At 73.8% G+C, this 25,120-nt stretch carries 23 protein-coding genes and 1 tRNA gene; 20 read left to right on the top strand and 4 right to left on the bottom strand.

Annotated features, from left to right (window positions below; translation table 11 throughout):
- Positions 1–99: 99 nt before the first annotated feature.
- A complete protein-coding gene (locus tag ATL51_RS15980) occupies positions 100–909 on the bottom strand; it encodes an IniB N-terminal domain-containing protein (RefSeq protein WP_208623000.1) in 810 nt (269 codons plus the stop codon).
- 114 nt (positions 910–1,023) lie between these two features.
- Entirely contained in the window at positions 1,024–1,872 is an 849-nt protein-coding gene (locus tag ATL51_RS28280; RefSeq protein WP_157818389.1) for a hypothetical protein, read from the bottom strand.
- Between the two features lie 241 nt (positions 1,873–2,113).
- Here ATL51_RS28280 and ATL51_RS15970 point away from each other — a divergent pair, with 241 nt between their 5' ends.
- From ATL51_RS15970 to ATL51_RS28270, 11 genes are all read left to right on the top strand, one after another.
- The gene (locus tag ATL51_RS15970) at positions 2,114–4,165 is read left to right on the top strand and encodes an Hsp70 family protein (RefSeq protein ID WP_157818388.1); all 2,052 of its coding nucleotides are present in this window, start codon (positions 2,114–2,116) and stop codon (positions 4,163–4,165) included.
- 284 nt (positions 4,166–4,449) lie between these two features.
- Positions 4,450–4,782, top strand: coding sequence for a hypothetical protein (locus tag ATL51_RS15965; protein ID WP_167410005.1), 333 nt, complete (start codon positions 4,450–4,452; stop codon positions 4,780–4,782).
- A 67-nt stretch (positions 4,783–4,849) separates the two neighbouring features.
- Complete coding sequence (locus ATL51_RS15960; protein WP_073576075.1) at positions 4,850–5,674, top strand: hypothetical protein; 825 nt, start codon at positions 4,850–4,852, stop codon at positions 5,672–5,674.
- Positions 5,675–5,683: 9 nt separating this feature from the next.
- The gene (locus tag ATL51_RS15955) at positions 5,684–6,406 is read left to right on the top strand and encodes an alpha/beta fold hydrolase (RefSeq protein WP_100879063.1); all 723 of its coding nucleotides are present in this window, start codon (positions 5,684–5,686) and stop codon (positions 6,404–6,406) included.
- A gap of 43 nt (positions 6,407–6,449) precedes the next feature.
- Positions 6,450–6,788 (top strand): MmcQ/YjbR family DNA-binding protein, encoded by a 339-nt coding sequence (locus tag ATL51_RS15950; protein ID WP_073576074.1) that lies wholly within the window; start codon positions 6,450–6,452, stop codon positions 6,786–6,788.
- A gap of 15 nt (positions 6,789–6,803) precedes the next feature.
- Positions 6,804–7,757 (top strand): ketopantoate reductase family protein, encoded by a 954-nt coding sequence (locus tag ATL51_RS15945; protein WP_100879062.1) that lies wholly within the window; start codon positions 6,804–6,806, stop codon positions 7,755–7,757.
- Positions 7,754–8,485: a maleylpyruvate isomerase N-terminal domain-containing protein gene (locus ATL51_RS15940; protein ID WP_100879061.1), complete on the top strand. Its 732-nt coding sequence runs from the start codon at positions 7,754–7,756 to the stop codon at positions 8,483–8,485. Before ATL51_RS15945 ends, ATL51_RS15940 begins: the two co-directional genes overlap by 4 nt.
- 456 nt (positions 8,486–8,941) lie before the next feature.
- The gene (locus ATL51_RS28275) at positions 8,942–9,832 is read left to right on the top strand and encodes a hypothetical protein (RefSeq protein ID WP_157818387.1); all 891 of its coding nucleotides are present in this window, start codon (positions 8,942–8,944) and stop codon (positions 9,830–9,832) included.
- A 143-nt stretch (positions 9,833–9,975) separates the two neighbouring features.
- The gene (locus tag ATL51_RS15930; protein ID WP_100880745.1) at positions 9,976–10,608 is read left to right on the top strand and encodes a pyridoxamine 5'-phosphate oxidase family protein; all 633 of its coding nucleotides are present in this window, start codon (positions 9,976–9,978) and stop codon (positions 10,606–10,608) included.
- A 54-nt stretch (positions 10,609–10,662) separates the two neighbouring features.
- Complete coding sequence (locus ATL51_RS15925) at positions 10,663–11,037, top strand: hypothetical protein (protein WP_100879060.1); 375 nt, start codon at positions 10,663–10,665, stop codon at positions 11,035–11,037.
- Between the two features lie 67 nt (positions 11,038–11,104).
- Positions 11,105–11,245, top strand: coding sequence for a hypothetical protein (locus ATL51_RS28270; protein WP_157818386.1), 141 nt, complete (start codon positions 11,105–11,107; stop codon positions 11,243–11,245).
- Here the strand turns inward: ATL51_RS28270 and ATL51_RS15920 are convergent.
- A tRNA-Gly gene (locus tag ATL51_RS15920) sits at positions 11,245–11,315 on the bottom strand. The genes ATL51_RS28270 and ATL51_RS15920 overlap by 1 nt on opposite strands.
- 163 nt (positions 11,316–11,478) lie before the next feature.
- Here ATL51_RS15920 and ATL51_RS15915 point away from each other — a divergent pair.
- The 3 genes from ATL51_RS15915 to ATL51_RS15905 are packed head-to-tail and all read left to right on the top strand — an operon-like array spanning position 11,479 to position 14,475.
- On the top strand, positions 11,479–12,660 hold the full coding sequence (locus ATL51_RS15915; protein WP_100879059.1) for a UDP-N-acetylglucosamine 2-epimerase: 1,182 nt from the start codon (positions 11,479–11,481) through the stop codon (positions 12,658–12,660).
- Positions 12,661–12,686: 26 nt separating this feature from the next.
- Complete coding sequence (gene dcd / locus ATL51_RS15910) at positions 12,687–13,271, top strand: dCTP deaminase (RefSeq protein ID WP_100879058.1); 585 nt, start codon at positions 12,687–12,689, stop codon at positions 13,269–13,271.
- A 46-nt stretch (positions 13,272–13,317) separates the two neighbouring features.
- The gene (locus tag ATL51_RS15905; RefSeq protein WP_100879057.1) at positions 13,318–14,475 is read left to right on the top strand and encodes a hypothetical protein; all 1,158 of its coding nucleotides are present in this window, start codon (positions 13,318–13,320) and stop codon (positions 14,473–14,475) included.
- A gap of 64 nt (positions 14,476–14,539) precedes the next feature.
- Here the strand turns inward: ATL51_RS15905 and ATL51_RS15900 are convergent, their stop codons facing one another.
- On the bottom strand, positions 14,540–17,008 hold the full coding sequence (locus tag ATL51_RS15900) for a heterodisulfide reductase-related iron-sulfur binding cluster (RefSeq protein ID WP_100879056.1): 2,469 nt from the start codon (positions 17,006–17,008) through the stop codon (positions 14,540–14,542).
- A 512-nt stretch (positions 17,009–17,520) separates the two neighbouring features.
- On the opposite strand from ATL51_RS15900, the gene ATL51_RS15895 reads away from it, so the two are divergent.
- The 6 genes from ATL51_RS15895 to ATL51_RS15870 are packed head-to-tail and all read left to right on the top strand — an operon-like array spanning position 17,521 to position 25,119.
- Positions 17,521–17,799 (top strand): hypothetical protein, encoded by a 279-nt coding sequence (locus tag ATL51_RS15895; protein WP_020622502.1) that lies wholly within the window; start codon positions 17,521–17,523, stop codon positions 17,797–17,799.
- A gap of 3 nt (positions 17,800–17,802) precedes the next feature.
- Entirely contained in the window at positions 17,803–18,492 is a 690-nt protein-coding gene (locus tag ATL51_RS15890; RefSeq protein WP_100879055.1) for a hypothetical protein, read from the top strand.
- Positions 18,479–21,607, top strand: a complete 3,129-nt coding sequence (locus ATL51_RS15885; RefSeq protein WP_301549048.1) for an ATP-binding protein — start codon at positions 18,479–18,481, stop codon at positions 21,605–21,607. The genes ATL51_RS15890 and ATL51_RS15885 overlap by 14 nt, the downstream gene beginning before the upstream one ends.
- On the top strand, positions 21,604–23,511 hold the full coding sequence (locus tag ATL51_RS15880) for a hypothetical protein (RefSeq protein WP_100879053.1): 1,908 nt from the start codon (positions 21,604–21,606) through the stop codon (positions 23,509–23,511). Before ATL51_RS15885 ends, ATL51_RS15880 begins: the two co-directional genes overlap by 4 nt.
- Positions 23,495–24,097 (top strand): hypothetical protein, encoded by a 603-nt coding sequence (locus tag ATL51_RS15875; RefSeq protein ID WP_100879052.1) that lies wholly within the window; start codon positions 23,495–23,497, stop codon positions 24,095–24,097. Before ATL51_RS15880 ends, ATL51_RS15875 begins: the two co-directional genes overlap by 17 nt.
- Entirely contained in the window at positions 24,094–25,119 is a 1,026-nt protein-coding gene (locus tag ATL51_RS15870) for a C40 family peptidase (RefSeq protein WP_073576062.1), read from the top strand. Before ATL51_RS15875 ends, ATL51_RS15870 begins: the two co-directional genes overlap by 4 nt.
- The last annotated feature ends 1 nt before the right edge of the window (position 25,120 follow it).

Here is a 25,120-nt window from a genome sequence, read left to right as displayed (position 1 = left end):
CGGTCACCCACGTGAGGGTGGCCGGGGCCGATGGGCCGTGCAGTCGATCCTACTGCTCGCGGGCGGAGCAGGGACGATTTCTCGTCAGGGTGTCGAGGATCAGAGCAGCGAGGCGTTGACGTCGAGGTCGGCGTCGTTGAGCACGTTGACGTTGCCGCTGTCCTCGGTGACGGTCGAGGTCGAGCTGTCGACGTCGGTGTTGAACGAGTCCTCGAACGACGTGGTGGTCTCGTCGGTGGTGGTGGTCTCCGACGAGTTGTAGGAGTCGTTCACCGAGTCGTCACCGGTGGCGTTGCCGCCGCCGATGGCGACGGCGCCGCCGTCGTCGGCGGTGATGTCGCCGTAGGAGTCGGCCGAGGAGCCGTCGCCGAAGGCGACCTGGTTGTCGTCGCCGTTGACCACGGCGTTGCCGTCGCCGACCGCGTTGCCGTCACCGGTGGTGATGGTCGAGTCGCGGATGTCGTCGCCGGCGGCCACCGCACCGTCGCCGGACGCGACGACGGAGTTGGTGTCGATGTCCTGGCGGAAGTCGCCGCCGCCGGTGTCGATGTTCTGGTTGATCGAGTTGTCGACGATGGTGTCGCGGTCGTCGACGTTGTAGGTGTAGTGGTTGTTGGTCACGTACTTGTCGATGTACTTGACCGGGTCCTCGCCGTGGTGCACGGGCGGCGGCGGCGGGGTGTGGTGGTGGCCGCCGCCGTGGCCGCCGCCGGTGTTGTAGTCGCGGTCGAAGGAGACCTCGTCGTTGTCCTGGGCCAGGACGATCGCGTCGCGGACGTCCTCGGCGGAGACGTCGGACAGGCCGCACTGGGCGAGCATGCCCTGGGGGTCGTCCTTGAACTCGGCCAGGAGCTTCGGGTCCTTCAGCAGGTCCAGGATGAACTGGATCAGGGTCTTCTCGGCGGACATGGCGCTCTCCTCAGGGGGTGCCGTCGCGCTCGGGCGGGCGACGGAAGACGGTGGTGGCGGGGTGAGCGGGCCGGAGCCGGTGTCCGGCCCGCTCGGTTGACGACGGGAGTCGGATCAGGCGATGTCGAGGTCGACGTTCGCCTCGAGGCCGTTGCCGATGTTCGTGTTGCCGCTGTCGGTGGTGGTGTTCTCCACCGAGTCGTCGATGGTGGTGTTGAACGAGTCCTCGAAGCTGGTCTCGTTCGTCGTCGTGGTCGTGGTGGTCTCCTCGTTGAAGGAGCCGTTCACCGAGTTGTCGCCGTTGGCGTTGCCGCCGCCGATGGCGACGGCGCCGCCGTCGTCGGCGGTCATGTCGCCGTAGGAGTCGGCCGAGGAGCCGTCGCCGAAGGCGACCTGGTTGTCGTCGCCGTTGACCACGGCGTTGCCGTTGCCGACCGCGTTGCCGTTGCCGGTGGTGATGGTCGAATCCTCGATGTCGCGGCCGGCGGCCACGGCGCCGTCGCCGGAGGCGGTCACCGAGTTGGTCTCGATCGTCTGGCGGAAGTCGCCGCCGTCGGTGTCGACGTTCTGGTTGATCGAGTTGTCGACGACGGTGTCCCGGTCGTTGACGTGGTACTCGTAGAAGTTGTCCTTGACGTGGACCTTCTCGTGCTCCGCGCCGTGCTTGTGGCCGCCCTCGTGGTGGCCCTCGGAGCCGGCCTTCCAGGCCCAGCCGGCGTTGCCGTGGTCCCAGTCGAAGCCGGTGTCGTAGCTGCGGTCGAACGACACGGTGTCGTTGTCCTGGAGCAGGACGGCGGCGTCGCGGACGTCCTCGGCGGTCAGGTTGCCGAGACCGTGGTACTCGAGCGCGGCGTCGGGGTCCTTCAGGAACCAGTCGCGCAGTTCGATGTTCTCGTCCTTGTCCGGGCCGAGCCCGAGGATGATCTTGACGAACTCGACGAGTGAGAGATCGCGGCCGGCCATGGTTGCCTCCGGGGCTGTCAGGTGGGTACCGGTCGCGGTGTCGGCCGGTGATGACGAGAAAGCTAGGGGTGCCGCTGGATCCGGCCATCGGGGATCGCTCCGGGTCCGTAGGGGGGCCGTTAGGGGATCGGTCCCCAACCTCGAACTGCTGCGCCGCACGGGCTAACACCGGGGCGGCCCCCGTCGATGGGTCTCGGAGAGGACCACGCCGGCGTGCCGGTTCGACGAGGGGGGAGCAGTGATGTCGTACCTGCTCGGGATCGACCTGGGGGCGACCTCGGTGACCGCTGCCGTGCTGCGCACGGGCGGTGCCGCGGAGCCCGTGCGGCTGGGGGGCCGCGACGGGAGCGACGTGCTCCCGGCGGTGCTCGTCGCGACGCCCGGGGGTGACCTGCTGTGCGGTGAGCCCGCCCGTCGCCGGGCCCCGGCCGAGCCGGACCGCGTCGCACGCGGCTTCCTCGACCGGGTCGGGGACCCGACCCCGCTGTCGCTGGGCGGCTACGCCTACGCGGCCGAGGACCTGTGCGCCCGGCTGGTGCGTGTCCTGGTCGACGAGGTGTCCACCCGGCACGGCGGCCCGCCGTCGCGGATCGGGGTCACCTGCCCGGTGGGCTGGGGCCGCCACAAGCGCGACCTGCTGGCCGCCGCACTGCGTCGCCGCGGGCTGACCGTCTCCCTGGTGACCGCGCCGCAGGCCGTCGCGCTCGCCCACCGCGCCGTCGTGCCGGCCGGGGGGCCGCTCGCCGTCGTCGACCTGGGGGGCAACGGGACCACCGCGACCGTACTGGCCGCGGCCGCACCCGGGGTGCTGCCCGACGCCGTCGGTCGCACGCTGAGCTGCCGGACCGGTGGCGCCGACGTCGACGACGCGGTGTTCGCCTTCGTCCGGTCCTCCTCCCCGGCCACGGCTGCCGCGTTCGACGCGCTCGACCCCGACGACCCGCGGACCGTCGCCGCTCTGACCGCCCTGCGGGACGAGTGCCGCGCCGCCAAGCAGCTGTTGTCCCGGGACACCGTCGCGACCGTCCGGGTGGAGATGCCCGGCCTGCTGACCGCGGTGAGGATCCATCGCTCCGACCTCGACGAGCTCACCCGCCCGCTGCTCGAGCCGGTCGCCGACCTGGTGCAGGACGTCGTCGCCGCCGCCCCCGACGCCGAGGTGCTGCTCGCCGGCGGTGCCGCGCGGATGCCGGTCGTGGTGCAGGCGGTCTCGGCGGCGCTGGGCCGCCCGGTCGCCGTCGTCGCGGACCCGGTGGCCGACGCCGCCCGCGGTGCCGCACTGGCCGTCGCACCGGGGGCCGGGACCTCCTGGCCCGGTGTGCGGATGGCACCGCTGACCGGTGTCCCCGCGCCCCGCGAGCCCGTCGACCCGGCCGGGCGCAGCCCGTGGGACCGGCCCGGGCCGGAGGCCACCGAGCGCACCGACCGCACCGGCATGACCGACCGCAACGCGCCGGCGTGGCCGACCCGCGGTGAGCGGGAGCGGACCGCGCGGACCGAGCGGCCCGCCGCGGCCGCCACGGCCGTCGCGCTGCTCGACCCGGAGCCGCCGACCGGCCCGCTGACCGCGGTCCCCCGCCCCCGTACGGCGCCGCCCCCCGCCCCCGCACGGACCTCGGTCCTCGGGGCCGGACAGCCGCCCGCGCCGTCCGCCGTCCGCCCGGAGCGGCCCGCCCCGGACACCCTGGTCACCCGGGACGCCCCGGCCACCGCCCGTCGCGCCACGGTCACCCGGCAGCGCCTGGTGGTCGGTGCCGGTGGTCTCGCCGGTGCCGCTGCCATCGCGGGTGCGCTGCTGTTCTGGCCCACGACGAGCCCCGGGATCGGTGAGCTGAGCGCGGCGCCCGTGCTGAGCTCACCCGCCGTCGCGCCGGCCCCGGTCGCCCCGGGCGCCGCCCCGGCCGCCGGCGTCGCCGCCGGTCCGGCCGCGGGCGCCCCCGTGGGCGGGAGGCACGCCGCCGCCGGTGGCGCCGGTGCCTCGGGTGGCGCGGCCACCGGGGGTACGGCGGCCCGCCCCGCCGCCGGTGCCGCCGCTCCGGTCGCGGCCGTCCCCCCGGCTCCCGCTCCGGTGGCTCCGGGCCCGGCTCCGGTTCCGGCGCCGACGACCCCGGTGAAGCCGACCACCCCGGCGCCGACGACCCCGGCGAAGGAGGGCTCGACCAGCACCCCGCCGGTCACCACGCCGCCGGTCACCACCCCGCCCGCCACCGACCCGACCACCCCGGTCCCGGACCCGACGACCACGGCCCCCGCGCCGACGTCGACCACCCCGGCCGCGGGTGCGGTTGCGTGATCTTCCTGTGGGACAGGGAATCGGTCACCGATCACCCTCTGCGCTGCGACGACAGCGCCGAGTGACCCCCACCCCGTCCCGCCCGGACCCCGGGGCGGGATGATTCGGACCGCCGGGCCGGCGTGGACACGGGAGCCCCCACGCCGGCTCGGCCCCATGCACCATGCGATACGGCCGTGCCCGAAGGTGTGACCACCACCGCGTCGCGTCGCCCCTGTCCACCCCCTCCGACGTGGTAAAACACTGGTCGTCCCGGTTCGGGCACGGTGTGAGAGGGGCGCGTGGTGACGCGGTTGGCGGGGGCGGTCATCGGCATGGCGGCGGGTGCATTGGTGCTCGCCTATGTCGTGGTGGGCTGGCCCATCCTGGTGGTCGGAGGGCCGCTGCTGGTGGGGGTGGCCCTCACGGTCGGCATCCTTGTCCTCACCGAGCGCCCGCGGGCCCTGCTGGCGCAGCGCCGTGCGACCCAGGGCGGCACGTCCCCCTGGCAGGCCGCCGCCGGTACACGTGACGAGCAGCCCGGCAGCGGGCTGATGAGCGGCTTCTTCGAGATGCCCGCGGCGCTGCCCGAGCAGCGGCCCGCTCCGTCGGACGCCCGCCCGGCCGGCACCCGGTAGCGGTACGTCACAATCGGCCGGTGTCGATCACCCCGCATGCCGCCCGTGCCCTGACCCGGGCTCGCCCGTGCTGATCGGCATGCTCTTCGCGGTGTTCGCGATGCTCTGCAGCACCGTCGCCGCCATCCTCCAGGCCGACGCGGCCGACCAGGGCGGGCGCACCAGCGCCGTCCTGGCCCGCCCCCGGTTCCTCGGCGGGATCGCGATGGACATCGTCACCTGGCTCTGCATGGTCGTCGCGCTGCAGTTCATCCCCATCTTCGCGGTGCAGGCGACGCTCGCCGGGGCCATCGCGATGACCGCCCTGTACGCCCGCTACTTCCGCGGCGAGTGGCTGCGGCCGGTGCACCGGCTCGCCATCGGCGCCAGCATGCTCGGGCTCGCGTTCGTCGCCGGCAGCGCGGGGACCGAGCGCAAGCAGGCCCTGACCGGCCACGGTACGACCGTCGCCGTCCTGATCGCGGCGCTCGTCGCGATCATGGGGGTGACGCTGGCGATCGCGAACTCGACCAAGCCGTGGCCGTCGGCGGTGCTCGCCGGGCTCGGGCTGGGCGGCGGCTCGGTCTGCATCCGCGCGATGCACGTCTCCGACGGTGTGGACCTGGGGAGCCTGCTGCGCGAGCCGCTCGTGTACATCCTGGTCGGGATGGCCCTGACCGGCCTGTACAACTACGCCCGCGCGCTGCAGCTCGGCGACGTCTCCACGGTCACCGCGCTGTACATGGTCACCCAGGTCGTCGTTCCCGGTCTGGTCGGCATCACCCTGCTCGACGACACCGTCCGCCCCGGTCTGTGGTGGCTGCTGCTGCTCGGGCTGGCACTCGTCGTCTACGGCACCTCGATCCTGGCGCGGCGCCGTCCGGAGAAGCGGACTCCCCCGCGGGTGGCCTAGTTTCGGGCCATGCCCTCCTTCGAGCGCCCCGGTGTGACCCTGCACTACGAGGAGCACGGCACGGGGTTCCCGGTCCTGCTGCTGGCGCCGGGCGGCATGAACTCGACGATCGCGGCCTGGGGCAACGCCCCCTGGGACCCGGTCACCCACCTCGCGCAGCGGTACCGCGTCATCGCGATGGACCAGCGCAACGCCGGGTCCTCGGTCGCCGAGGTCCACGGCAGCGACGGCTGGGACACCTACACCGCCGACCAGCTCGCCCTGCTCGACCACCTCGGCGTCGACGAGTGCGCGGTGCTCGGCATGTGCATCGGCGGCGCCTTCATCGCGAACCTGCTGGTCACCGCGCCGCAACGCGTCCGGGCCGCGGTCGCGCTGCAGCCCATCGGCCGCGCCGACAACCAGCACCTGTTCGAGGGGAAGTTCGACGAGTGGCGCGCCGGGATCGAGGCCGACCACCCCGGGGTCCCCGACGACGACTGGGCCGCGTTCCGCACGAACATGTGGGGCGGCGGCGGGATGCTGTACTCCGTTCCCGACGAGGCGCTCGCCCACGTCGCGACGCCGTGGCTGGTGCTGATGGGGATCGACGACTTCCACCCGGAACCCGTGTCGCGCCGTCTCGCCGGGCTCGCGCCGGGCGCGGAGCTGGTCGAGCAGTGGAAGGTCGAGCCGCACGTCGCCGACGGCCGGGCCGCCGTCGACCGGTTCCTCGCGGCCCACCTGGTCTGATTCCTCCACGACGGGCAGCGCCCGCCGCGGGCACCATGGCCCCATGCCGAGCTGGGACGACGTGGTGCGGATCGGGTCCGGGCTGCCGGAGGTCGAGGAGTCGACCTGGTACCGGACGCCGTCGTTGAAGGTCCGTGGCACGGGCTTCGCCCGGCTGCGCACCGAGGCCGAGGGCGGGCTGGTGCTGATGTGCTCGCTCGAGGAGAAGGAGGCGCTGCTCGCGTCGGGCGACCCGGCGTACTTCACGACCCCGCACTACGACGGCCACGGCTCGATCCTCGTCGACCTCGACCGGGTCGACGCGGGGCAGCTCGCTGAGCTCGTCGAGGAGGCGTGGCGGCGGAAGGCCCCGCCGTCGGTCGTGCGCCGGCGTGACGGCTGAGCCACCATCGTCGTCGTGCGCTACGTGGTGATCGGGGCAGGGGCCGTCGGCGGGACGATCGCGGCGCGACTCCACGCGGCCGGGCGGGAGGTCGTGGTCGTCGCCCGGGGCGCGCACCTCGACGCGATCCGCGAGCGCGGGCTGCGCCTCGACACCCCGGACGGGTCGACCACCCATCCGGTGGAGGCCGTGGGCACGGTCGGCGAGGCCCGGCCCACCCCCGACGACGTCGCTATCCTCGCCGTGAAGTCGCAGGACACCCCGCCGCCGTTGGCCGCGCTGCTCGAGGCGGCCCCCGGTATCACCGTGGTGTGCGCGCAGAACGGCGTCGCCAACGAGCGGCTCGCCGCCCGCCGCACGGACCGGGTGCAGGCGATGCTGGTGATCCTGCCCGCCGAGCACTACGAGCCGGGGGTGGTCGTCGCGTCGTCGTCGCCGGTCCCCGGCGTGCTCGACGTCGGCCGGTTCCCCTCCGGTGTCGACGCCACCACGGAGGCGATCGTCGCCGATCTCACCGTGGCCGGGTTCTCCTCCCGCGCCGACCCGGACGTGATGGCCGCGAAGTACGGCAAGCTGCTCACGAACCTGGCCAACGCCGTCGACGCGGTCTGCGGGCTCGACGACCCCGACGCGCCCCGCCTCGTCGAGGCCGTGACCGCGGAGGGCCGCGCCGTCCTGGACGCGGCCGGGATCACCGCCCGGACCGGCGACGACGACCGCGTCCGCCGGGAGGGCACCATCACCGAGCGGCCGGTCGCAGGGGCGACGCGACGGGGCTCGTCGTCGTGGCAGAGCCTGCAGCGCGGGACCGGCTCCATCGAGGCCCGCTACCTCAACGGCGAGATCGTGGCCCTGGGCGCGGCGCACCGGATCGCGACCCCGGTCAACACCGAGCTGATGCGGGTGGCCGAGGAGATGGCCGCGGCCGGGGAGCAGCCGGCGTCGCGGTCCGGTGCGGACCTGCTGTGACGGCCTACCCGCTCGACGTGGCGCGCCCGGCGTTCCTCGCCGCGCTCGACGGGCTGTCCGCGTTGCTCGACCACGTCGACGACACCGACCTGCACGCCCGCAGCCGCTGTCACGGCTGGCTCGCCGCGGACGTCCTCGCGCACCTGCACCTGGGCCTGGTCGAGATGCTCGCCGGGTTCCCCGCCCGCACCGACCGGCCCGCCGACGCCGACCTCGCGACCTACTGGACCGCGTTTCCCGGGCCCGAGCTGCCGGGCTGGGCGCACGAGCGCTTCGCCCGCGCCGTCGCGGCCGCCTACGCCCGCCCGACCGGGCAGATCGCGCACGTCGCGATGACGCTGCGCGGCCTGCGCCGGCTCGTCGCGGACCTGGACGGGCCGTACCGGCTGGAGTTCCAGGGGCACGTCCTCGACGTCGGGGACTTCGTCGGCACCTGGGTCGTCGAGGTCGTGGTGCACCACCTGGACATGACCGTCGCGTTGCCGCACGCACCGGCCCCGCCCGCGTCGGGGCTCGCGGTGGTGCGGGAGACGGTGACCCGGCTGGCCGGTCCCGACGTCGTCGCGGGGTGGGGGGACGACGCCGCCCTCGCACTCGCCGCCACCGGGCGGGAGCCGGGGATGACGCCCGTCCTGGGTTGGCAGGTGATGCTGACGGGCCCGTCCTCCAGCTGGGCGCGGGAGAACGGCACGCCGCCGGTCGCGCCGCTGCCCACAGCGATCCGGTAGAAGTCGTCCCGGGCGGCGACGTCGTCGATCGAGAACGAGAATGTGCACGTCGAGGAGTAGCCCGACCAGCTCGTCCCCGCGCCGGACGTCCCGTCGCCGAGGACGCCCGCGCCGACGATCTCGCCGTTCGCATCGGTGATCGTCACGGGTGTACCGCCCACGCCGGCGGGCGCCTGCGGCACGCGCAGTGGCGGCCCACCCCACCACGGCTGCTCCGGCCCGATGTTTCCCCGCTCGACGGTGCTGGTCATGTCCCCACGTCCCCGCGACGGCGGGCCCTCGGTGCGCCCACGACGCCCTCCCGTCGGGCCGGTGGGCTGCTCCGTTTCGCCCCGTCATCACAAGAGATGAAGTGCGCCGTTCGGACCAAGATCATCGATAACGACAGGGTGTCGCGTGCGATGAGCAGGCAACACGGTCGGACGGATCCGGCCGCCGTCGTCGGGGAGGGTCGTCATGGTGGAGCGGTGCCGGTGCGGGGCGGAGCTGCTGGGCTCGCTGCACTTCTGCGTGGGGTGCGGACGGCCGCGGGCGCAGGCGCTCGTCCCCCGGCCGCGGACCGGGGCGGTGCCGGTCGGCGCCGGGGCCCGGGCGCCGCAGGGACGGACCGCCGTGCAGCACCCGTCGGCGGCGCAGTACCGCCCCGCCGACCGGTACCGCCCCGCCGCGCCGGCGTCGGCCCCGTCGGCCTGGGCCGGCCCGCAGCCGACCGGCTACGCGCCGGGCTGGGGCGCCCCGGCCGGGTGGGGTCCGGTGGCGCCCGCCCCGTCGCGGACGCCGTGGGTCGTCGCCTCGCTGGTGCTGGTGACGCTGCTGCTGGCGGGGGCGGCGCTGCTCGTCCTGCGCCCCGACCTGCTCCCCGGCACCGCGCCCACCGTGACCCCGGCGGCCGCGCCGGTGCCGGTGGTGGTCGCCCCGGCCGCGGCACCGGTCGTGATTCCGCCGACCACCTACGTGCCGGGCTACAGCCCGTCGCCGACGACGTCGCTCACCGAGCAGGCCGCCGCCGACAGCCCGCGCGTCGCCGCCACGGCCGGCTACTGGGTCCCGCAGCTGTCCTCCAAGCGCGCCGGCACCAGCGACGGCGGCATCACCTACGACGAGCAGGGCATCCTCGACCACTACCGCGGCCTCGCCGCGCAGTACCCGGGCGCCGCGCTGGTCTGGTCCGGCGACTGGCCGGTCTTCCGCAACAGCGACTACTGGGTCGTGGTCGTCGCCCAGCCCTTCACCACCGCGGCCGGCGCGAACGCCTGGTGCGATGCCCAGGGCTTCGGCTCCGACGACTGCTTCGCCAAGAAGATCTCCTGGAGCGACGGCCCCCAGGGATCGACGGTGCACCGGTGAACGCGCCGTACGCGCCGCGTCAGCGGACGCCGCTGCCGGACGGGCCCGTCCTGTTGCGTGGCGGGCGTGGGCGCTGCCCGTCGTCGGACGCCCGTGACCGGAATCCACTCGGCCCCGCCCGCGTCCGCGCCTACCGTCGACCCATGACCTCCGACGCGCACGGCACCGAGATCCGTACCCTCGCCGAGCTGCAGGGGATCACCGGGCAGCCCATCGCGCCCGCGCTGGCGAAGGAACGCGACCACCTCGTGGACGTGCACCGCGCCTGGCTGGCGGCGTCCCGGTTCCTGCTGCTGGCGACGTCGGGCCGCGACGGCACCTGCGACGTCTCGCCGAAGGGTGACCCGGCCGGTTTCGTGCACGTCGTCGACAACCGCACGGTCGCGATCCCCGAGCGCCCCGGCAACGGCCGCGTCGACGGCTGGCGCAACGTCCTGGAGAACCCGCACGTCGGTGTGATCCTCCTGGTGCCGGGCCGCAACGACACGCTGCGCATCAACGGCCGGGCCCGGCTCGTCCGGGACGCGCCGTACTTCGACGAGCTCGCCGTGAAGGGCCGCCGGCCGCTGCTCGCCTGCGAGGTCGCGATCGACCAGATCTACTTCCACTGTCCCAAGGCGTTCCTGCGCTCCGAGCTGTGGGTGACGACGAGCTGGCCCGAGCCGGACGCGCTGCCCTCCACCGCGCAGCTCGCCAAGCGGCTCGCCCGTCCCGACGAGCCACTGGAGAAGATCGAGGAGTACTACGGTGCCGGCTACGCGGCCCGGCTCTATTGAGGGTCGCGCAGGTTACATCGAAACCGCAGGTCAGACCCTGCACAATAGGGAGACGTGACACCCCCCGTACCGCCGCTGCGGCGGTCCCTGCGTGCCCTGCTGTCCGCCGTCCTCACCGCGCTCGCGATCCCGGTCGTGCTCGCGGCGGGTGCTGCGCTGCCACCTGCCGCGGTGGTCGTGGGGATCGTGCTGGCGGTGGTCGTCGCCGGGGTGGCCCGCACGCTGTCCTGGGTGGCCGGGGAGCCGATCGGCGAGCGGGCGACGGCGCTGGCCGTGGCCAGCGGCCTCGGCGCGGGGACCGCGGCGATCGCGCTGGGCGTGGTCGCGGTGTTCGCCGGCCCCGCGGTGCTGGTGCTCGTCCCGTTGCTCACCGGGGCCGGGGTCGCGACCTGGTGGGCCGCCCGCCGGGACGTACCGCCCGCGCTCTGACTCCATGATCACCGGTTGTGGAGTCCGGAGTGCACTCCACGGCCCCCGCGCTCCACAAACGGTGATCATGAGGCCGCACGGCGACTGCCACGCGCCACCGGTCGCGGACCGTCGTCGCACGGAATGGCACGAGGGACTGTTCCCGGAGACGACGAAGGCCCAGGCTCGGGCGGGAAACCTGCCGCTGACCTGGGCCTTCGTGTTCTGAGCGGATGACGGGAATCGAACCCGCGTATTCAGCTTGGGAAGCTGATGTTCTACCATTGAACTACATCCGCATGGCGTGAGATCACCCTAGCACCACGATCCGCGTACCTGTCACGGACCTCCCCTGCCCGGTCGTCGCACGATCCGACCACCGGGCGCGCGTGTCTCGACCCGGCCGCCCGGTCCGCGCACACTCGTCACCGTCGGTCAGACCTCGGCCGGAAGGCGACTGCGATGACGGTGTTCGACCCGACGTCGGGCGACGTGTCCGGGTTCCCCCCGGACCACGAGCACGACGTCCTGCTCATCGCCGGCAGCCGTCCCGAGGTCGCCCGGCTCGCCCCGGTCGCCGGGGCCGTCGCGGCAGCGGACCGCATCCGTGGGATCACCGTCGCCACCGGGCCGGACCCGATGTCCGTCCACGAGGCGTTCGAGGCACTCGGTGTCCCCACCGACATCACGATCCTGCTGCCGCTGGAGACCGGGCCCGGCATGGCCGACGTCGCCGCAGCGCTGTTCACCCGGCTCGACCAGCTGCTCGTCGACCAGGACCCGTCCGCGGTGCTGGTGCACGGTGGTGGGCTGGCGGCCGAGGTCGCGGCGACGGTCGCGTTCTGGCGGCGGATCCCGATCGTGCACATGCAGGCCGGCATGGGTACCGACGACCTGTTGTGCCCGTTCCCGCAGGAGGCGCACCGGCGGGTCATCGGCCAGCTCGCGTCGCTGTTCCTCACCACCAGCGGCTCCGCGCTGGGCAGTCCGCTCGGCCCGAACGTGCTGACGATCGGCGACACGATCAACTCGCTGCCCGGCCCCCGGCACCAGGGCTGTGTCGACGCGCTGGAGCGGATGCACGACCAGCACCGCAGGCTGATCGTCGTCGACCTGGCGAGGGCCTCGTCGTCGCCGGTCCTGCGTGGGATCGCGGACCTGCTGGAGCGGTACCCGCGGATCGAGATCGTGCTGTTCGGCGCACTCGCCGCGGGGGAGGCGGCGCAGTCGCTCGGGACCCACCCGCGGGTGACGGTCGTGGCCGAGCCGGCGCTGCCCGACCAGCTGGCCGTGCTCACCGCGGCGACCGTCCTGGTCAGCGACGACCACGAGCTCGTCGTCGACGCACCGGGTCTCGGTACCCTCGCGGTCCTGGTCGACGGGCCGAACGTGCCGCAGCCCGGCGACTCGATCCGCAGCATCGCCGCGCACGACGCGGCCGCCGCCGTGGCGCAGGTGCTCGACGGCGACCACGGGCGCCGCGCCGCCGCGTCGGACGGGTTCGAGGCCGCCCGCGCAGAGCAGGCCGTCGCCTGGATGTTCGGGCTGACCCGCTCGCCGCAGCTGCCCGACGACCTCGGCGGCGGCGGCCGGCACAGCCCCGGTGAGGTGGAGTCGGACTCCGAGGAGTCCTCCGAGGCGTGACCGGGGGCCCTGGATAGGGTGTCGGCGTGCTGCTCTCCGACGGTGACCTGCGCAAGGACATCGACTCCGGCCGGCTCGTGCTCGACCCGTGGGACGTCGAGATGCTCCAGCCGTCCAGTGTCGACGTCCGGCTGGACCGGTACTTCCGCGTCTTCCAGAACTCGCGCTACACCCACATCGACCCCGCACAGCAGCAGGACGAGCTGACGACCCCGGTGGAGACGCCGGACGGCGAGTCGTTCGTGCTGCACCCCGGCGAGTTCGTGCTGGGCTCCACGTTCGAGCGCGTCGGGCTGCCCGACGACCTGGCCGGACGCCTGGAGGGCAAGAGTTCGCTCGGCCGTCTGGGTCTGCTGACCCACTCCACCGCCGGGTTCATCGATCCGGGCTTCACCGGCCACATCACCCTCGAGCTGTCCAACGTGGCGAACCTGCCGATCACCCTGTGGCCGGGGATGAAGATCGGGCAGCTGTGCCTCTTCCGGCTGTCCAGTCCGGCCGAACGGCCCTACGGCACCGAGGGCGTCGGGTCGCGCTACCAGGGGCAGCGGGGCCCGACGCCGTCGCGCGCGTTCCGCAACTTCCACCGCACCGACACCCGGCGGGCCTGAGCTCGTCGCGCCGTCGGGGGTGACGGCGTCGCTACCCTGGGCGGTGATGGACGCCGACCGCAGCTCCCCGGACCCGTGGGCCACCGGCCGCCGTCGGAGTGGCCGCCCCGACCGCGGCGTCCGCCGCGCCACCCCGCCCCGGTACGACGACGCCGCTCCCGACCCGATCGGGCGTGGCGTCCCCGCCTCCGGCACACCCGCGCCCGGCGCCGCCGGCGAGACCGCGGCCGGTGAGGGCACGGGCCGTTCCGAGCCCGCCACCCCGCCGGACCCCGGTACCGAGCTCGTCGTGTCCCCCGTGGCCCCCCCGGAACCCGACCCCGGCTCACGCGCCCTCACCCGCCGGCCCGCACCCGCCCCCGCGGACCCGCCACAGGCGGACCGCGGGACGGCGGACCGGGACCCCTGGGCCCCGTGGCGCCGCCTGCGCCCCCGCACCGTCCGCGGTGCCACCGCGCTCGGTCTCGCGGGTGCCGCGATCCTGCTCCTGCCCTTCCTCGACGACCCGGGCCGCTGGTGGGTCCCGGTCGGCCTCGGGTTCGGCACCCTGGTCCTGCTGGCCCTGCTGCGGCTGGACCGGCTGCTTCAGGGGTGGGCACCGCACGTCGCCGGGGTCGTGCTCGTCGCGGCCCTGGTGAACGGCACCCGGGAGAACCCGTGGGCGTGGGCGCTGGCCCTGTCGGTGGGGGTGATCGTCGCCGGAGCGCTGCTGCTGCCGCGCTGGACGGTGCTCGCCGCCGGCGTGGTGCTCCTGGTGGTGTCCGGGGTCGGCTACTCGTTCCGCTCGGCCGAGATCCGGCAGGACCAGGCCCGCGTCGACGCGCAGGCCGGCGCGCAGTTCCGCACCGACCTCGGCGTCGCCCGCCCGCAGCTCGCGCTCGTCTCGCTGGACACCGGGGTCGCCTCGCCGAACCCGGCCCGCGTCTGCCGGCTCGTCCAACCCGCCGCGCTCGACCAGCTCCGCGCCGCGACGGGTGCGGCGGGCTGCGAGGACGCCGTCGCCGTCCTGCACGGGCGGATGCCCGCCGGGGCACAGGTCACCGTCCCGGACCGGCGTCCGGACCCGGAGGTGGCGGTCGGCGCCACCACCACCGTCGACGCCTGCCGCTCCGCCTGGGGGGCCGCCGCGCCGCAGCTGGGCCGGGTCGTGCTCACCCGGACCACGCCGTCGACGTTCCAGGTCAGCTCCTTCACCCCCTGCTGACCCCCGTTCCCACGACGACGGCCGGGCACCCCGCGGGGTGCCCGGCCGTCGTGCGTGCGTGCGGTCAGTTCTCGTTCGAGCGCTGTTGCTCGGCCTGCTCCGGCGACGACCCGTTGGTCGAGCCGTTGCCGCTCCCGTTCCCCGACGACGCCGGGGTGCCGGTGCTCGACGCACCGTCCGACCCGGCCGGGGTGGCCGGGTCCTGCTTCGCCGACTCCTCGGCCACCTCGGTCTCCGGAGTGGCGACGGCCGGGGTCTCGGTCGTCGGCGCCTCCTCGGCGGTGGTCTCGGCCGCGACGGGCTCCGGGGCCGGGTCGCCCCGCTTCACCGCGGCGAGCAGCATCTGCGAGACGTCCTGGACCTGAACGGCCTCACCGGCGGTCTGGTTCACGCCGTCGGTCATCATCGTGCGGCAGAACGGGCAGCCGACCGCCAGCGTGCCGGACGGCTCCGAGCCGCCACCGGCCTCGGTGAGGGTCTCGGCGGCCTCCTCGGCGCGGGTGAAGTTGATGCGCTTGCCGATGCGCTCCTCCATCCACATCCGGGCGCCACCGGCACCGCAGCACATCGACCGGTCGCCGTGCCGCGGCATCTCGGTGAGCGTGGTCGTTCCGGCCGCTCCGGTCGCGTTGATCAGCGCGCGGGGCTCCTCGTAGACCTCGTTGTGCCGCCCGAGGTAGCAGGGGTCGTGGTAGGTGACCGGGCCGGTCTCCTCGCCCGCCGGGGCCGACACCGGGACCAGCTTCTTGTCCCGCACCAGCTTGTTGAGCAGCTGGGTGTGGTGCACGACCTCGTAGTGCCCGTCGAGCTGGGGGTACTCCCGGCCCAGGGTGTTGAGGCAGTGCGGGCAGGTCGTGACGATCTTGCGGGTGCCGGCCTCGCGGCCCTCGAACACGGTGTTGAGGGTCTCGACGTTCTGCTGGGCGAGCATCTGGAACACGAACTCGTTGCCCGAGCGGCGCGCGGGGTCACCGGTGCAGGTCTCCCCCGAGCCGAGGACGGCGAAGTTCACCCCGGCGCGGTGCAGCAGCTCCGCGGTGGCCCGGACGGTCTTCTTCTGGCCGTCGTCGAACGCGCCGGCGCAGCCGATCCAGAACAAGTACTCGGTCTCGGCGTCCAGCTCGCTCTCGACGACCGGGACCTCGAAGTCGAGGCCCTTGGTCCACTCGAGGCGGTCCTTGGCGTTCTGGCCCCAGGGGTTGCCCTTGTTCTCCAGGTTCTTGAACAGCGAGTTGAGCTCGGTGGGGAACTCGGTCTCGATGAGGACCTGGTAGCGGCGCATGTCGATGATGTGGTCGACGTGCTCGATGTCGACCGGGCACTGCTCGACGCACGCGCCGCAGGTGGTGCAGGACCACAGGATGTCGGGGTCGATGACTCCGAGGACGTCCTCACCGCCGACCAGCGGCCGGCCCGCGGCCTCCAGGGCGTCGACCGGGATGGCCTTGAGCCGCTCCTCGGCGCCCTCGCCGGTGATGCCGACCTCGTCGCCCGCCATGTCGCGGCTGCCGCCGGCGAGCAGGTAGGGGGCCTTCTCGTAGGCGTGGTCGCGCAGGGCGTTGACCAGCAGCTTCGGCGACAGCGGCTTCTCGGTGTTCCAGGCCGGGCACTGCGACTGGCAGCGCCCGCACTCGGTGCAGGTGGTGAAGTCGAGCAGGCCCTTCCAGGTAAAATCCTCGACCTTGCCGACGCCGAAGGTGTCGGTGTCGGGGTCGGCCTCCTCCAGGTCCAGCGGCTTGCCGTTCGACATCATCGGCCGGGTCGCGCCGAGGGCCTTGTAGCCGTCGTCGTTGCGCTTGAAGTAGATGTTCGGGAACGCGGTGAACCGGTGCCAGGCCACACCCATCGTCGGGGTGAGCGCGATGACGATCAGCCAGACCGTCGCGGACAGCACCTTCACCGCGGCGAAGACGGTGACCAGCGTGGTCGAGGCGGGCAGGACCGCGGACAGCGCGTAGGAGACGGGGGCGGACCAGACCGGCACGTCGAACGCGCCCAGGGAGATCTTCGCGCCGCGCACCACCAGGATGCCCAGCCCCTCGAGGAACACGATCGCCTCGACGAAGTAGGCGCGGCCCATGTTCGAGCCGTAGAACCGCGACATCCGGCCCTGCCGGTTCGGGTTGTTCGCCTGGCGGATGACGATCAGCGCGGCGATGCCGACGACCGTGCCGACGCCGAGGATCTCGACGAACAGCGAGTACACCGACCACTGCCCGATCAGCGGCAGGTGGAAGGTCGGGTTCCAGACCTCGACGAAGGCCTCGACCAGCGCCAGGAACAGGCCGCCGAAGCCGACCATGACCAGCCAGTGGACGATGCCCACCTTGGTCCACTTGAGCATCCTGGTGTGACCCAGGGTCTCCTTGAGCATCGTCGCGAACCGCGGCCCGAACGGGCCGGTGCGCGTCGGGTCGGACTCACCGAGCCGGATGATCTTCACCATCCGGGTCACGGTCATCGCGACGAGGGCCACGGCGACGATCGCCGACAGCACGGTGACGATGCCGAGCGTGTACTGCACCCAGGTCATCTGGAGGAACCTCCCTGTTGAACACCCAGCGGTCCCTGCCGGAGCGTGGTGCTGCCGTGACGGATCGGGACGGGAAACGATGAACCGGTCCGGGGGCGCGCGTCGGCGGGGGCGCGGTCGGCCGCGCACGGAGTACCGTGCCGCCGGGACCGGGCGGGCCTCTCCATCGCAGTGCCTCCTCGGACCTCGTCGCCGCACTGGTGTGGTGGGGTGCGACGACGGTCGGGCGAAGGGTAGTGCGCCCGGCCTGGGGTCGCCCGACCCCGTCATGGTCGGGTCATGCTTGTTACCGAACAGTAGCCAAGTACGACCATGACATCTCGGACCGGGGGCGGTCCTGCGGGGAGACACGAGTCACGCCCGATCGGCGCTGGTCCGACCGTGTCGACCCGATCGCGCAGCGTGGCGCACCCGTGGGCCGGGTGGCTCAGCCCCTAGGATCCCGGACGGGTCTCGTGGTCTACTCGCCTGCGGGAGCGACCGGGACAAGCGGACTGCCGCAAGGAGGAGCTGTGAAGACCTCGTACGAGGCGATCCAGCTGGTACTCGCCCAGGGCGGACAGCTGACCACGGTCAACCTCCGCGACTGGATCACGAACAACATCGTGCCGCTGATCCTGCTCGCGATCGCCGTCATCCTGCTGTGGATCGGTGGTCGTGGTGACAACGCCGGCGTGGCCCGGCGCAGCATCGGGCTGCTGGTGGGTCTGATCGCACTGGGCATCGCCGTGACCGGCAGCGGTCCGGCCATCGGACAGGCGCTGGCCAACCTGCTCGTGACCCCGGGCTGATCCGTGCTCGTTCGCACGGACGACGAGGTCTACCGCGTCGACGCCGTCTGGCTCGGGCCGCCGCGGGCCACCTTCCCCTGGCGTGCCCGCTACGTCAGCTACGGCGTCGGACTCCTCGTCATGATGCTGATCATGTTCGTCCAGCGCCGGCTCGGTATCGGCCTGGACTTCTTCTCCGTGGCCTGGGCGCTCGTCGGCACCGTCGCGATCACCCGCCTGCTCGGCAAGAAGATCGACTATGAGCGGCCGCTGGGTCAGGTCCTCGGCCAGTTCTGGGCCGAGGTGACCGGGCCGCGGGCCGGCCGGAAGGCCGCGGGCGGCTCGGTCCGCGCGGGTCACGTCCGCGTCCACACCACCCGTGCCCACCCCGGCGTCCCGTCGACGGGTGGCCGGTCCCCCGCGCTGTCCACCGCGCAGCGCACCCGGATCGACGCCGCGGGGACGCGGCCGCCGGTCACCGTGGACGCCGTCGTGGACACGCCCGCCACCACCGCCACGGTGGTCCCGGGGCTCGAGGCGCCGGTCGCCGCACCCGCGCGCGTGGTCCCGCCGCTGCCGGAGCCGGGCAGCGCGCCGCGCCGGAGCCGTTTCCGCCGTGCCCGCGGCGGTGGCAGCGGTCGCGGCGCGAGCGTGCCCGCGCGCACCCCCCGTCCCGACCCGTGGCGCCGGAGTGGCCACCGTGGCCGCACCTGAGCGGACCCCCCGGCCGAAGGCCCGGCGCGGCCGGGCCCGTGCCGGCGAGGGCGGTTCGGACTACACCCCGTCGATCGCGCTGCGCTCGATCGACGGGCACATCACGCGTACCAACGGACAGGTCATGGCCTGGTACCGGCTCGCGGCGCAGGCGTGGAGCTTCCGCAGCGACAACCAGCGCGAGGTCCTGATCCGCCAGATCGCCGCGCAGCTCGGCGAGCTGCAGGGGCGCTGGTTGCACCTGCGCGTCACGACCCGGCCCTACCCGGTGCACATGTGGGCGGAGTCGTTCGACCAGAACGCGATCGGCCGCATGCCCGACGTGCCCGGCGCCCTGGGCTGGGACGGCTTCCTGGAGGGCGAGCAGCGCCACCTGATGGGCCTGTCGATGGCCGACAAGGAGGTCTTCCTCGGCATCGAGGTCTCCGGCCGCGGGCTGATCGACCGCTGGGTGGAGCGCGCCGCGCCCGTCCTGGACCGGCTCGTGCCGTCCGCGGTCAAGGCCGAGCTCGCCGCGCTGGAGACCGAGATCAACCACCTGGACGTGCTCGTCGCCGGGTCCGGTCTCGACGCCGTCCCCGCGAGCGCGGAGGACATGGCCTGGCTGATGCACCGCTCGGTCGCCCTCGGGCTGCCCGCCCCGCGCGGGCTGTCCTCGGTGCCGCGCGGGGTGTCGACCTGGGAGCCGGAGGATCTCGCCGCGTTCACCGAGGGCGTCGACCTGCACCAGGAGCCGTACGCGCCGACGGTGCAGGTCGTCGGGCGGATGCGCAGCCAGACCGTCACCCGCAACGTCGCGGTGCTGAGCGTCGGGCTGATGGAGGGTCTGCGGATCCCCGAGATCGACGACCCGTGGATGCAGCACTCCGACCGGCTGCCGTTCCCGGTGGAGTGGTCCGCGCGGATCTACGTGCGCCGCCCGGAGGACGTCACCGGCGAGCTGCAGCGCCAGATGGGCAAGGTGCGCAGCCAGATCCGCCACTACACCCACGACCACGACCTCGACCCGCCCATGTCGCTCGCGCGGCAGGCCGACCGGGTCCTGGAGGTCGAGGACGAGCTCACCACCGGTCTCACCCAGCTCAACACCCGGCTCTACGGCTGGTGGCGGATCGCCGTGTCGGGCCGTGACGAGGCCGAGGCCACCACCCGCGCCCAGCAGGTCGTCGACCTGTACCGGCCCAAGGTGCAGATCGAGCACCCCGAGGCGCAGTACCGCTACGCCCGCGAGTTCATCCCCGGCGAGCCGCTGGCCTCGACGGCCTACCGGCGACGCGGGTCGGTCACCTGGGCGGCCGCCGCGGTCCCGGCCGCGACGGCCAGTGTCGGCGATCGCCGCGGGATCATGCTCGGCGAGACCTGCACCGCGACCCGCCGCCCGGTCGCCTGGGACCCGTGGCTGGCCCAGGAGGTCCGACGCGCCTCCGGCCTCACCGCGATCGTCGGCGGCCTGGGCTCGGGCAAGTCGTTCCTCACCGGGCTGGTCGTCTACAAGACGCTGCGCGCCGGGGCCCGCTGGACGGTGCTCGACCCGTCCGGCCCGCTGGCCGAGCTGACCCGGCTGCCGGAGCTGGCGCCGTTCTCCCGGCACATCAACCTGCTCCGCGCCGACCCCGGCATCCTCAACCCGTACCGGGTGGTCGCCGAGCCGCGGCCGGACCACTTCCTCGACGACGAGGACCCCGAGCGCGCCTGGAAGCGGGAGCGCTCGCTGGCCGCGGCCACCCGCCGCCGGCTGGTGCTCGACGTGCTGTCCGGTCTGCTGCCCTACGAGATCGCCCGCCAGCCGCACACCCGGATCGTGCTGCTCCGCGCGGTCCGCGAGGTCGGCGGCTCGCCCGACCGGCACCCCGGCATGGTCATCGACGCGCTGCGCCGGCACGCCGGTGAGGGCGAGGACCACGCCGGCGTCGTCGCGGACTTCCTCGACGAGCGGCGCGAGCTGCCGCAGGCCGCGCTGCTGTTCCCCGACGAGACCCGCGCCGACCCCTGGCAAGCCGACCGCGACTACCGGCTCACCGTGCTGACGATGCAGGGACTGTCGCTGCCGCGCCCGGGCAGCCCGCGCGAGGAGTGGACCGACAACGAGTCGCTCGGCGTCGAGCTGCTGAACCTGGCGTCCTGGCTGACCCAGCGCACGATCTACGACGCCGACCGCAACCTGCGTAAGGGCGTCGCGCTCGACGAGACGCACTTCCTGTCCCAGGTGCCCACCGGCAAGGTGCTCATCGACCGCCTCGCCCGCGACTCCCGCAAGTTCAACGTCCGCGCCCTGTTCGCCTCCCAGCTGGCCGGTGACCTGCTGCGGGTCTCGGGCTTCGCGTCGCTGGTCAACGCCGTGTTCGTCGGCCGGACCGACGACGAGGAGGCCCAGTCCGAGGCGCTGCGGCTGCTGCGCGTGCCCACCGACGTCGGCTACGAGGAGATGCTCGGGACCCTGTCCCCGCGCCCCCGCCACGACGACCGGCCCGACGACGCGCCCCGCCAGTTCGTCTTCGCCGACGGCCACGGCGGGGTGGAGAAGGTCCGCATCGACCTGGAGGCGCCGCACCTGGAGCACGTCCGCGAGGCGCTCGACACTAACCCCGACGCCGCCCGCGTCGTCGCCCCGCGTCCGCCGGGTGGCCCGGCGATCACCGCACCCGGGCATCCCGAGATGAGCGCACCCGACGAGCCGAGCCCGCTGCCCGCCCGGCGCGCCCCGGCCCCCGTGGTGCTGCCCGACCTCGACGGCGACGAGATCGACCTGCGTACCGACACCCGGATCGGCCCCGGCGACGACGACCCGGTCCTGGCCGGCGGGATCCGTGCCGGTGGGGTGCAGGTCGTGTCGGTCGCCGCGACCGACGCCGCCGTCGGCCGCGCGGAGCTCTACGACGACGAGCAGCTCGACCTGCTCGACGAGCTCGACGACGACTGGGTGGTCGACGAGCCCGCCCCCGCGGACGGCACCGCCTCCACGGACGGCACCGCCTCCACGGACGGCACCGCCTCCACGGACGGCACCGCCCCCGCGGACGGCACCGACCCGTCGAACGGCGCCGGCCCGTCGAATGGGACGGCGGCCACGAACGGCCACCCCACGGCCGCTCCCCCCGACGGGGACGGACGGTGACGGCGGGCCTCGACCCGTCCGGCGGCGCAGGCGTCTGGGTCGTCCTGGGCGTGCTGCTCGCGGCCGTCGTCGTGTCGGTGCGGAAGACCCGCCGCCGTACGCCGCAGACGCTCGCAGTGACCCGCCGCCGTCGTCGTCGGACGGCGGTCCTGGTGGTCACCGCGATCGCCGGCGGCACGCTGCTGCTCGGCTCGCCGGCCATGGCGCAGGCGCTGGACTGCAAGTCCCCGCCGGAACCGGACCGCCCCGGCACCGGGCTGGTCGGCTCGCTGGACCGGCCCTCGGCGCTGCACGGGGAGGCCGGCAGCGTCTACGAGGAGGTCGGCTACGCCGGTCTCGTCTGGCACAACTACGACCTGGGCTGCGCCACGTCGGGGGTGCTGAACCCGTCGGTCACCACCGACACATGGCTGGGCAACCAGGTCTTCAACCTGGCGAAGCTGACCGTCGGTGGGGTGAACTGGGCGCACTACCTCATCGCCGACGGCGGGTCGCTGTTCGCGCCGCTCGACCAGGTCATCACCACCGCGACCCGGGCGATGTACGAGACCGTGTTCACCACCTGGGTGGGCCTCGGCCTGCTCGGGTTCGCGATCATCGTGCTGCTGCTGGCGATGCGCGGGGAGCTCGCGCGCCAGGCCCAGCGCACCGGCATCGCCGTACTCGCGCTGATGCTCGGCTCCGCCGCCTACCTCGCACCGGTCGACTGGTCCCGTGCCGCGGACAACCTGCTGCTCGACGGCGTCACGCAGATGCAGGAGGGCTTCCTCGGTCAGGTCGGGCTGGGCACCCGCGACACCCTCCCGACAGTGCTCGTCGACCAGGTCGCCTACCAGAACTGGCTGCGCGGCACGTTCGGCGCGCCGGACGTCCCGCAGGCCCAGGAGCTGGGCCGGGACCTGCTGCGGGCGCAGGCGTTCACCATCGACGAGATCGACCAGGGACAGGACACGTCCGAGACGGCGGAGCGCAAGAAGGGCGAGTACGCCGCGCTCGCCGATCGCATGGGGGACCGCTACCCGTACTTCACCGGGGCCTCCGGCAGCCGGATCGGGGCCGGGACGCTCGCGCTGATCCAGGCCGCGTGCATCGCGCTGTTCCAGCTGCTGTCCAAGGTCCTGGTGCTGGTCGCACTGCTGGTCATCCGGCTGATGGTGGTGACGGCGCCGGCGATCGCCGTCGTCGCGCTGCTGAAACCGGACGTCATCCCGGCGATCCTGCGCATCGGCGGCGCCGCGATCGTGAACACGCTCGTCGTCGGAGCGCTGGCCGGGCTGCACGCGCTGCTGGTCGTGTCGCTGTTCGCCCCCGGGTCCGGGGTCGACCTGTGGCTCGCGCTGCTGGTCACCGGCGTGGTCACGCTCGTGCTGTGGGCGGTCGCGCGGCCGTTCCGGCGGCTGGTGTCGATGGTGACACTGACTCGTGAGCAGTTCGGCGGGATCGTCCCCGGCATCAACGGCGGCCCGGTGTCGCGGGTGTGGAACCGGATGCGCGGCCCGGACGACGCCGACGAGCGCCAGTCCCGCTGGTGGTCCGAGCGCGGCGGCCCCGGCGGGTCCGGCGACCCGGGTGCGGCGCGACCGGAGGCCGAGACCGCGGCCGGGCCGGGGGCCCGGGTCCGTCGTCGCGCGGCACCGGACGTGTCCTCGCCCCAGGCGGCCAGGATCGCCGAGCCGCGCCGCGGGGCGCTGCCGGTCGGGGCGACCGGGCGGCCCGACACCGGGTTCGGCACGCGGGTCGACCCCGGCGAGGTCGACGACCGCTCCATCTACCGCCGCGACGACGCGGGGCCCCGCCGCCCCGGCGATCCGACCCCGGTGACCCCGGAGCTCGTCGACGGCGTGCCCGTCTACAAGATCTACCGCCCGCGGGCGGCCCGCACCGGCGGTGACCGTGCCGATTAGGTCCTCCCGCGGCCGCGCCGGCGCCTACCGCGCGGTGTGGCAGTGGCCGCTGCGCTCCCCCGCCCGGCTCGCCGTGACGGTGGTGGTCCTGGGTGGGCTCGTGTTCGGACTGGTCTCGCTCGGCGGTTCCGGCGGGGCGGCGTCCGGCGGCCTGATCGCCGGGGGCGGCTCCGGCGGCAACCGGTGGGACAGCGGATCGTCCGGCGTCTCCGCGACGCCCACCCCGACGCTGCTGCCGCCGGTGCCCGAGCTGACGCCCGAGGCGCTGCCGGTGTCGCAGGCCCCGGGGCAGGCGCTGGAGACGGCGCGGGTGTGGGCGGCGGCCTGGGTGAACCACCCCGACGGGATGACCTCCCAGCAGTGGGTCGCCGGGCTGCGGCCGTACACGACCGACGAGTTCCTCGGCGTGCTCGCGGGCGTCGACCCGTCGAACGTGCCCGCCTCCCGGGTCACCGGGCCCGCGACCCCGACCCGGGTCGCGCCGAAGAGCATCGAGGTCACTGTGCCGACCGACACGCTGACCCTGCGGATCCTGGTCGTCGACACCGAGGCGGGCTGGAAGGTGTCCCGCTACGACCGGGCATGAGCACCCCGCTGACGCGTGCGCTGCGGCCGCTGCGGCTGCTGCTGCCGTTCCTCGCGATCGGGATGGCGCTGGTGCTGTTCCTGACCGTCGGCTTCCTCGCGTTCAGCCCCAACCTCGGGGGCGGCCGGTCGAACGCGGCCTGGTGCGACACCGGGATCTCGACCGCGACGGTCGGCCGTGGCGGCGGGGGAGCCACCTTCGAGACGCTGTCCGACGAGCAGAGGCAGAACGCCGCCGCGATCATCTCGGTCGCCAAGGACATGCAGCTCCCGCCGAAGGCGTGGCTGATCGCGCTGGCCACCGCGATGCAGGAGTCGACGCTCCGCAACATCGACTACGGGGACCGGGACTCGCTCGGGCTGTTCCAGCAGCGGCCGTCGCAGGGGTGGGGCACCCCCGCCCAGGTCACCGACCCCGCCTACAGCAGCCGGATCTTCTACGAACGGCTGATGGAGGTGCCGGGCTGGGACTCGATGCCGGTCACCAAGGCCGCGCAGACCGTGCAGCGCTCGGCCTTCCCCGACGCCTACGCCAAGTGGGAGGGCCTGGCCGCGTCGCTGGTCGAGAACATCGGCGATGTCGCCAACCCGACGGGCTGTGCCCCCGGCACGACCGGCGCGCTGCCCCCGGGTGTCGCCGGGGCCGCGATCGGCTTCGCGCTCGGCGAGCTCGGCAAGCCCTACGTGTGGGGCGCGACCGGACCGGACTCCTGGGACTGCTCCAGCCTGCTGCAGGCGTCGTACCGGGCGGCCGGCGTCACGATCCCGCGGGTGTCGCGCGACCAGTACAACTCCGGCGGCCATCTGCCGGTCCGGGACATGCAACCGGGCGACTTCCTCTTCTACGCCCACGACACCTCGGACCCGACCACGATCTACCACGTGATGATGTACCTGGGCGACGGCAGGATGGTCGAGGCACCGAACCGCAACTTCCCCGTCCGCGTGCAGCCGGTGTCGTGGGAGTTCGGCGATCTCGTCCCGCTCGCCACCCGGCCGGGGACCACGCCGAACCCCGCCTGAG

The organism is Pseudonocardia alni (genome assembly GCF_002813375.1).
Classification (GTDB): Bacteria; Actinomycetota; Actinomycetes; order Mycobacteriales; family Pseudonocardiaceae; genus Pseudonocardia; species Pseudonocardia alni.
This window is presented reverse-complemented; position numbering and strand designations above follow the sequence as displayed.

Bases quoted from the DNA above. Each gene is read 5' to 3' on its own strand.
- ATL51_RS15915 (WP_100879059.1), top strand. From the start codon at position 11,479: ATGACGGTGTTCGACCCGACGTCGGGCGACGTGTCCGGGTTCCCCCCG.
- ATL51_RS15970 (WP_157818388.1), top strand. From the start codon at position 2,114: ATGTCGTACCTGCTCGGGATCGACCTGGGGGCGACCTCGGTGACCGCT.
- ATL51_RS28275 (WP_157818387.1), top strand. From the start codon at position 8,942: ATGGTGGAGCGGTGCCGGTGCGGGGCGGAGCTGCTGGGCTCGCTGCAC.
- ATL51_RS15900 (WP_100879056.1), bottom strand. From the start codon at position 17,008: ATGACCTGGGTGCAGTACACGCTCGGCATCGTCACCGTGCTGTCGGCG.
- ATL51_RS15980 (WP_208623000.1), bottom strand. From the start codon at position 909: ATGTCCGCCGAGAAGACCCTGATCCAGTTCATCCTGGACCTGCTGAAG.
- ATL51_RS15905 (WP_100879057.1), top strand. From the start codon at position 13,318: ATGGACGCCGACCGCAGCTCCCCGGACCCGTGGGCCACCGGCCGCCGT.
- ATL51_RS15930 (WP_100880745.1), top strand. From the start codon at position 9,976: ATGACCTCCGACGCGCACGGCACCGAGATCCGTACCCTCGCCGAGCTG.
- ATL51_RS15950 (WP_073576074.1), top strand. From the start codon at position 6,450: ATGCCGAGCTGGGACGACGTGGTGCGGATCGGGTCCGGGCTGCCGGAG.
- ATL51_RS28280 (WP_157818389.1), bottom strand. From the start codon at position 1,872: ATGGCCGGCCGCGATCTCTCACTCGTCGAGTTCGTCAAGATCATCCTC.
- ATL51_RS15870 (WP_073576062.1), top strand. From the start codon at position 24,094: ATGAGCACCCCGCTGACGCGTGCGCTGCGGCCGCTGCGGCTGCTGCTG.
- ATL51_RS15955 (WP_100879063.1), top strand. From the start codon at position 5,684: ATGCCCTCCTTCGAGCGCCCCGGTGTGACCCTGCACTACGAGGAGCAC.
- ATL51_RS28270 (WP_157818386.1), top strand. From the start codon at position 11,105: ATGAGGCCGCACGGCGACTGCCACGCGCCACCGGTCGCGGACCGTCGT.